At 50.2% G+C, this 6,712-nt stretch carries 5 protein-coding genes; 1 reads left to right on the top strand and 4 read right to left on the bottom strand.

The window, feature by feature from the left end; translation table 11 throughout:
• Window positions 1-288: 288 nt before the first annotated feature.
• The 3 genes from ACE418_RS11800 to ACE418_RS11790 form a co-directional block, all read right to left on the bottom strand.
• Window positions 289-639: a desulfoferrodoxin family protein gene (locus ACE418_RS11800; protein ID WP_292297809.1), complete on the bottom strand. Its 351-nt coding sequence runs from the start codon at window positions 637-639 to the stop codon at window positions 289-291.
• A gap of 314 nt (window positions 640-953) precedes the next feature.
• Window positions 954-2,102, bottom strand: coding sequence for an acyl-CoA dehydrogenase (locus ACE418_RS11795; protein WP_416450783.1), 1,149 nt, complete (start codon window positions 2,100-2,102; stop codon window positions 954-956).
• A 124-nt stretch (window positions 2,103-2,226) separates the two neighbouring features.
• Window positions 2,227-3,009 carry an enoyl-CoA hydratase-related protein gene (locus ACE418_RS11790; protein ID WP_416450782.1) on the bottom strand — a complete coding sequence of 261 codons (783 nt, stop codon included), beginning with the start codon at window positions 3,007-3,009 and terminating at the stop codon, window positions 2,227-2,229.
• Between the two features lie 319 nt (window positions 3,010-3,328).
• Here ACE418_RS11790 and ACE418_RS11785 point away from each other — a divergent pair, with 319 nt between their 5' ends.
• Complete coding sequence (locus tag ACE418_RS11785; RefSeq protein ID WP_416450781.1) at window positions 3,329-4,789, top strand: hypothetical protein; 1,461 nt, start codon at window positions 3,329-3,331, stop codon at window positions 4,787-4,789.
• Window positions 4,790-5,084: 295 nt separating this feature from the next.
• Here ACE418_RS11785 and ACE418_RS11780 read toward each other — a convergent pair whose 3' ends face one another.
• Window positions 5,085-6,668, bottom strand: coding sequence for an acyl CoA:acetate/3-ketoacid CoA transferase (locus ACE418_RS11780; RefSeq protein WP_416450780.1), 1,584 nt, complete (start codon window positions 6,666-6,668; stop codon window positions 5,085-5,087).
• Window positions 6,669-6,712: the final 44 nt, after the last annotated feature.

The following is a 6,712-nucleotide window of genomic DNA, read 5'->3' as shown; positions in this document are numbered from 1 at the left end:
CAACTGTTCGCGGCGGGCCGCTCAAGGCTCCCTTCATAGGGGAGCTGGCCGCCAAAGGCGGTCTGAGAGGTTAAAGGATAGCCCCGGTCGGGGCGTTTTTTTACGAGCCGAGGGTTACTCGAGGCAATGTTGTCAATTTGAATCTGTCGCGGCGGGACGCCGCACCTGATTCGTCGTCGACGAACGATGAACGGCCTACGACGAACGACATCGCCATCGGCGATGAGCTCCGGCCTGCGGCCTGCGAAAAAAGGGGCTGTCATCGAAGACAGCCCCTTTTTTCATCCTTTAAAATTCAGCTTTCCAGATGCCGTGGAGATTGCACGATTCGTATACGACGCCGGAGTCGACGGCTGCGAATACGGCTTTCGGTTCTTCACCGGGTTTGAGGAATTTGACTTCCAGTTTATCGTCTGTTGCCAAAGCGATCCATTCGATATGGTGTTCTTCCAGCATTGGATGAGTTACAGAGCCGACTGTGACTTCCAGTGTATCACCGACGCGTTTTACGACGGGGATGTGTTTTTCTTTAGCGGCATCAACGGAACCGACGGCAATGGGTTCAGCGCCTTCTACGCTGCCGCTGAGCAAAGCCAATACGTTTTTACCTTCGAGCTGATAGAATTTTACGTCTTTCATGATAACTCCTCCTCTAAAAAACTCAAGTCCTCTATATAAGGATATATATTATCTTATTGGTCATTCATAGGTGGTAATGAAATCTTTTGTACTTTTAATTGATATTGGTTCTTTGTTATGTCTATATCTTACATGATTTAGCCGTTTTTGTCAAGAAATAATCAACAAATAATTATTCTTTATTTGTAAAAGCACGAGAAAAGGACCTCACATGATGGGCGGAAGTTTCATGTGAGGTCCCTTTCTTTGGAGCGTCATCTCATATACTTATTATTCTATTATATGTACTTCAGGAAGAAAGATGATGGACCGGCTTATCGGAGGATAGCACCGGAAATGACCATCTGCTGTACCTGGTTGGTACCTTCGTAGATCTGAGTGATCTTAGCATCGCGCATGTAGCGTTCAACCGGATATTCGCGAGTGAAGCCATAGCCGCCGAATACCTGGACAGCATCGGTGGTGACCTGCATAGCGATGTCAGAAGCATATTTCTTAGCGATAGCTGCGTCGACGGAGTAGGATTTAACGTCGGGCTGAGCCATCTTCCAGGCTGCCTGGTAGACAGCGAGGCGGGCCGTTTCAATCTTGAGTTTCATGTCAGCGAGCATGAAGCCGATAGCCTGGAATTTAGCGATCGGTTTGCCGAACTGCGTACGTTCTTTTGCATACTGAACAGCTGCGTTATAAGCGCCTTCAGCAATGCCGAGAGCCTGTGCGCCGACGCCAACGCGGCCGCCGTCGAGGGTCATCATAGCGATCTTGAAGCCTTCGCCTTCTTTGCCGAGGAGGTTTTCAGCCGGAACTTTTACGTTCTGGAATACGAGTTCACGCTGTACGGAAGCGCGGATACCCATTTTAACTTCTTCTTTGCCATAGGTGAAGCCTTCCATGCCTTTTTCGAGGATGAAAGCGCTCATGCCTTTAGCGCCTTTGGATTTGTCCGTGGAAGCGAATACGACGGTAACGTCAGCTTCGCCGCCGTTGGTGTTGAATACTTTGGAGCCGTTCAGGGTGTAGCTGCCATCTTCGTTTTTCGTAGCGACGGTGGAGCCGTTCAAAGCGTCGGTACCAGCGTTCGGTTCCGTGAGGCCGAAAGCGCCGAGTTTTGTGCCTTCTGCGAGGGGTTTGAGGAATTTAGCTTTCTGTTCCGCTGTGCCAAATTTCCAGATTGGCCAGGAGCAGAGCATGGTGTGTACTTCGAAGCTGAGGGCGATGGACGGGTCGACTTTAGCGACTTCTTCGCAAGCGACAGCCAGGCTGAGGAAGTCAGCACCTACGCCGCCGTTTTCTTCTTCCCAGGGGATGCCGAGAAGGCCGAGAGTACCCATTTTGTCGAGGATAGCGCGGTCAAATACTTCTTTTTCGTCACGTTCTTTGACAGTCGGTGCCAATTCTTTTTCAGCAAAGTCTTTTGCCAATTTTGCAATGTCCTGCTGCATTTCGCTGAGTTTAAAATCCATGGTTATTGTTCCTCCTAAAAATAATTCTTATTCCATACTAAAGGTTTATAGGAAAGGGACTGTCGCATGAAGTGTTCAGCTGCCATGCGAAGCCCCTCCTTCTAACAATCAAGCACTGGCTCTATTATTTGCCCTGGAAGTGTTTAGCGCGTTTGTTGACGAATGCGTCCATGCCTTCCTTCTGGTCTGCCGTGGAGAAGCAGAGGGCGAATACTTCGTCTTCGTAAGCGATACCTGTAACGACGTCACAGTTGATGCCACGGTTGATAGCCGTCTTAGCGAGCTGTACAGCGATCGGAGCGTTGCCCATGATTTCTTTCGCTACCTTTTTGCAGGCGTCCATCAATTCTGCCTGAGGAACAACTTTGTTGACCAGGCCGATGCGATGAGCTTCCTGAGCGTCGATCATGTTGGCACGGAAAATCATTTCTTTGCCATAGCCGCGGCCTACGACACGGGGGAGACGCTGAGTGCCGCCGAAGCCCGGTGTGATGCCAAGGCCAACTTCAGGCTGACCGAATTTAGCGTTTTCAGAAGCATAACGGAAGTCGCAAGCGCAGGCGAGTTCGCAGCCGCCGCCGAGAGCGTAGCCGTTGACAGCAGCGATGACCGGCTGGGGCAGGTTTTCGATGCGAGTGAACGTATCCTGGGAAATCTTACCGAATTTACGGCCTTCGACAGGGTTCTTGGTGGACATTTCAACGATGTCAGCGCCAGCTACGAAGGATTTAGCGCCTTCGCCCGTGATGATGACAACTTTTACCGATTCGTCAGCTTCGATTTTGCCAACGCAGTCATTCAGTTCCGTAACTGTTTCCGTGTTCAATGCGTTGAGAGCCTTCGGGCGGCTGATCGTTAAAATACCGATACCATCTTCGTTGACGAATTTAATATTCTTGTAAGCCATGTGAAAAACCTCCTACTATAGTTATAAAATTATTTAACTATGTCTTATTGATTGGCCTTGCCTTGAACCAACCTTGTGACTACAGTATACAAATGACCAAGTTGGAACAAAACAGGAAAGGCTTGCCCTTTTTTGCATAGAATTAAGTCCATGTGAATTTTTTTGTCAAAATCGTTGTGATTCACCAATGCATGTGATAAAATGTACGTGCTTGATTGAATTAAATTTATACGGATAATGAATATATTTCATATAGATTAAAAACTATAGGTATGCCACATGAAAAATATGCTAATTTCGTATCGAAGGAGGTTACAACGTGATTTCAGATGGTTACGCTTCAACGCTAAAACGGCTCATTACATTTACACAGGCCAAGTTCATCTCCCTGGCCGATGTCGTCGGTTATGACGTATCCTATGTCAATAAGTGGAGCAACGGCACGAAATTACCGTCTTCCCGTTATGTCGAACGAATCAATGAAGAAATGGGGCAATACTTTGCCGAACTGATCACTAAGCAGAAGAAAGAGGCCAAGTTCTTTAAAACCTTCCCTATTTCCGAAAGCACGGACGACTTGGGCTTTGAAATCGGCCAGTACCTCTGCGCCGCCTATCGGACGACGCTGAACCAGAATCGTGCCCCCAAAGGCAAGGAGAACCGCCCGTCCATCCAGGTCATCACAGGCCATCACGATACGTCAGACTTCTTATCCGATGTATTGCAAAAGGGGATCCAGAGTTTAGAGACCGACGGGGAACTACTGGTCTTAGGCGAATTTTGCACCTTATACAAAACGGGATTCTGGAAGTATTTCGATGGCCTGAAATTGCAGCATAAGCTGACCATCCGCGTCGGCCTGGACCTGGACAAAATCGAAAACAACTTCGACGACCTGCTCAACGTCTATCGCACGCTCGATAATTTTTTGGATATCGACTTCGTTTTTTACGACATCAAAGATACATCGAATGCCAACCTCATCATCCTCAAAGGTTCTTTTGTCGTCCAGTATGCACTGGACACACAGCCCCATTTCAAGTTGTGCACCTATATCTTCGATGAATCGTTAGTCGGCGATATTTATGAAAAATTCAGTTTCAACGGTGCCGAAAAGAAACCGCTCATGTCGACGGTCAGCTCCCTGGGGCTGGAAGAACTCGGCTATCGCACGGCTTTCTATGCGACGACGAAATTCTTCTTCTACTTGACCATCGGCTTTGAATTCCTCCTGCCTCACGAAGTCTTCGACCACATCAGCGAAGGCGTATCACCGGAACAGGCCTTTGCCATCCAGCGCCTCTGCGTCACGTGGGAAGAAATCCTCAATGCCTCGGAAATCACGTTCATCATGCCGACGACATCGCTATTGCGCTACGTCGAATCGGGCTATATCTACCTGACCGATATCGAATACCGTCTGACAGCGGAAGAACGGAAAGAACATATCAAAAGTATTTTCGAAGGCCTGGAAAAGAATCCGCACTTAACGACCGGCGTCCTTTTGCCAACGGTCAGCGACGACATGTACACCGGCAAAGACCTGTCGTTCTATTCCAACTATAAGACGGGCTTCCTGAAAAAGAACAAGCGGAACATCCACAATGACGCCGATTCGTTCTACGTCATCAGCAGCAACCGGCTCCATTCCATCCTGCTCAATGCCTTCCAGAACATGAAGAACCAGCCGTCCTACCGCCAGTATGACTTAGAAGCCTTGAAGAAGAAATACGAAACCTATAAACCGCTCATTGAACGGACCCTGTCCTTATCGAAGTGAAAAAGAGGCTGTCCTATTAAGGCAGCCTCTTTTTCTGTAGGGGCGCCCACGTGGGGCGCCCGCCCATGCAAATCGGTCACAGGCATCATAACATATACCTGACGGGCTCGCCACGTGCGAGCCCCTACAATCAAAAAAAGAGGCTTGTCGCAAATACGACAGCCTCTTTTTCTTTACAGTCCGCAACTCATAGCGTAGTCCGCGGCTGTGTCAAAACCTCTCAGACCGCCTTCGGCGGCCAGCTCCCCTATCAGGGGAGCCTTTCTGCAAACTACAAACTCTGTACTACAAACTATTATTTATTCATTTCTTCTTTCATCTTTTTCAAGCCCATGGGCTTATCTTCAAAGAGGAAGGCCGGCATGACTTTGACTTCGTCGATGATCGGCGTGAAGCCCATCTGGTCGAGGACGTCTTTCTGGAGGTCGATGCCCGGTGCGATTTCGGTCAGGTGGACGCCGTCTTCTTTCATTTCAAAGACAGCCCGTTCCGTGATGTAGAGGACATGCTGTTTATGTTTCCGGGCATAGTTGCCGCTGAAGGTGATGTGGCCGACTTCGGGGACGAATTTTTTGACTTTCCCTTCCTGCAGGATATGCAGTTCGCCGTCTTTGATTTCTTCGCGGAGTTTCCCTGTCGTAAAGGTCCCGCAGAAGACGACATTCTTGGTATTCTGAGTGATGTTGACGAAGCCGCCGCAGCCGGCAATGCGCGTACCGAACTTAGATACGTTGATATTGCCTTCTTTATCGCATTCGGCCAGGCCCAGGCAGGTCAGGTCCAGGCCGCCGCCATCGTAGAAGTCGAACTGTGTGGCCTGGTCCATATAGGCTTCGGCATTGACAGAAGCCCCGAAGCGGACGCCGCCGAGAGGCACACCGCCGATAGCCCCGGCTTCGACGGTCATAGTCAGGCTGTCACCGATACCTTCTTCGTTGGCAACCGACGAGACGAGTTCCGGAATGCCGATACCCAAGTTGATGACGGCTTCATTGCTCATATGGAGGAGTAAGAGGGCGGCCCGGCGGGCAATGACTTTCTTGGCATTGAGCGGAGCCGGATCCAGGGCTTTGACAGGAATCGTCGTTTCACCGGTCAGGGACGGATCGTATTCGCAATCGAAGGACTGCTGCCGTTTCGTTTCGTCATCGACCTGGACGACGTAGTCGACATAGATACCCGGTACTTTGACCAGTTTCGGGTCGAGCGTACCGCCTTTGACGATCTTTTCGACCTGGACGACGACGATGCCGCCGCTGTTGTGGACAGCCTGTGCCAGCGGTGTCGCATCGAAAGGCGATACTTCCTTGGTCAGGACGACGTTGCCCCATTCATCGGCATAAGTCCCGCGGATGAAGCCGATATTCATATCCATGCGCGGATAGAAGAGCTGGTCATGGCCTTCGATGTTGATGACTTTGACGAAGTCTTCTTTCGTGACGTCATTGAGGCGGCCGCCGCTGATGCGGGGGTCCGCAAAGGTATCGAGGCCGACGTGGGTAATCGTGCCTAAGCGATGGGCTGCGACGTCACGGAAATACTGGGACAGCGTGCCCTGCGGCAGGTTGTAGGCCTGGATTTTATTTTCATTGACCAGTTTCTGCAGCGCTGTAACGGCATTCCAGTGGCCGAGGATCGCTTTTTTCAGCATGCCTTCATGGGCGAAGTGGTCGCCACCGCGGCCATCCGTATTCCCTTGGGAAGCGGCATAGATGAGCGTCAAATCTCTCGGCGAACCCGTATTGAGGAAGCGTTCTTCCAGTGCGCTGGTCAGGGCTTCCGGCTGGCCGGAACCGACGAACCCGTTCGTCGTGACGACGTCACCGTCTTTGACGAGCTGAGCTGCTTCTTGGGCTGTAATTATTTTCACTTGTTTCATGTCTTCCATCTCCTATTTCTTCACGTTTGTTATATGCATTTCGT

This window comes from Megasphaera jansseni (genome assembly GCF_047974155.1).
Taxonomy (GTDB): Bacteria; Bacillota; Negativicutes; order Veillonellales; family Megasphaeraceae; genus Megasphaera.
The sequence above is the reverse complement of the archived record's forward strand: the minus strand, read 5'-3'. Positions and strand labels throughout refer to the sequence as shown.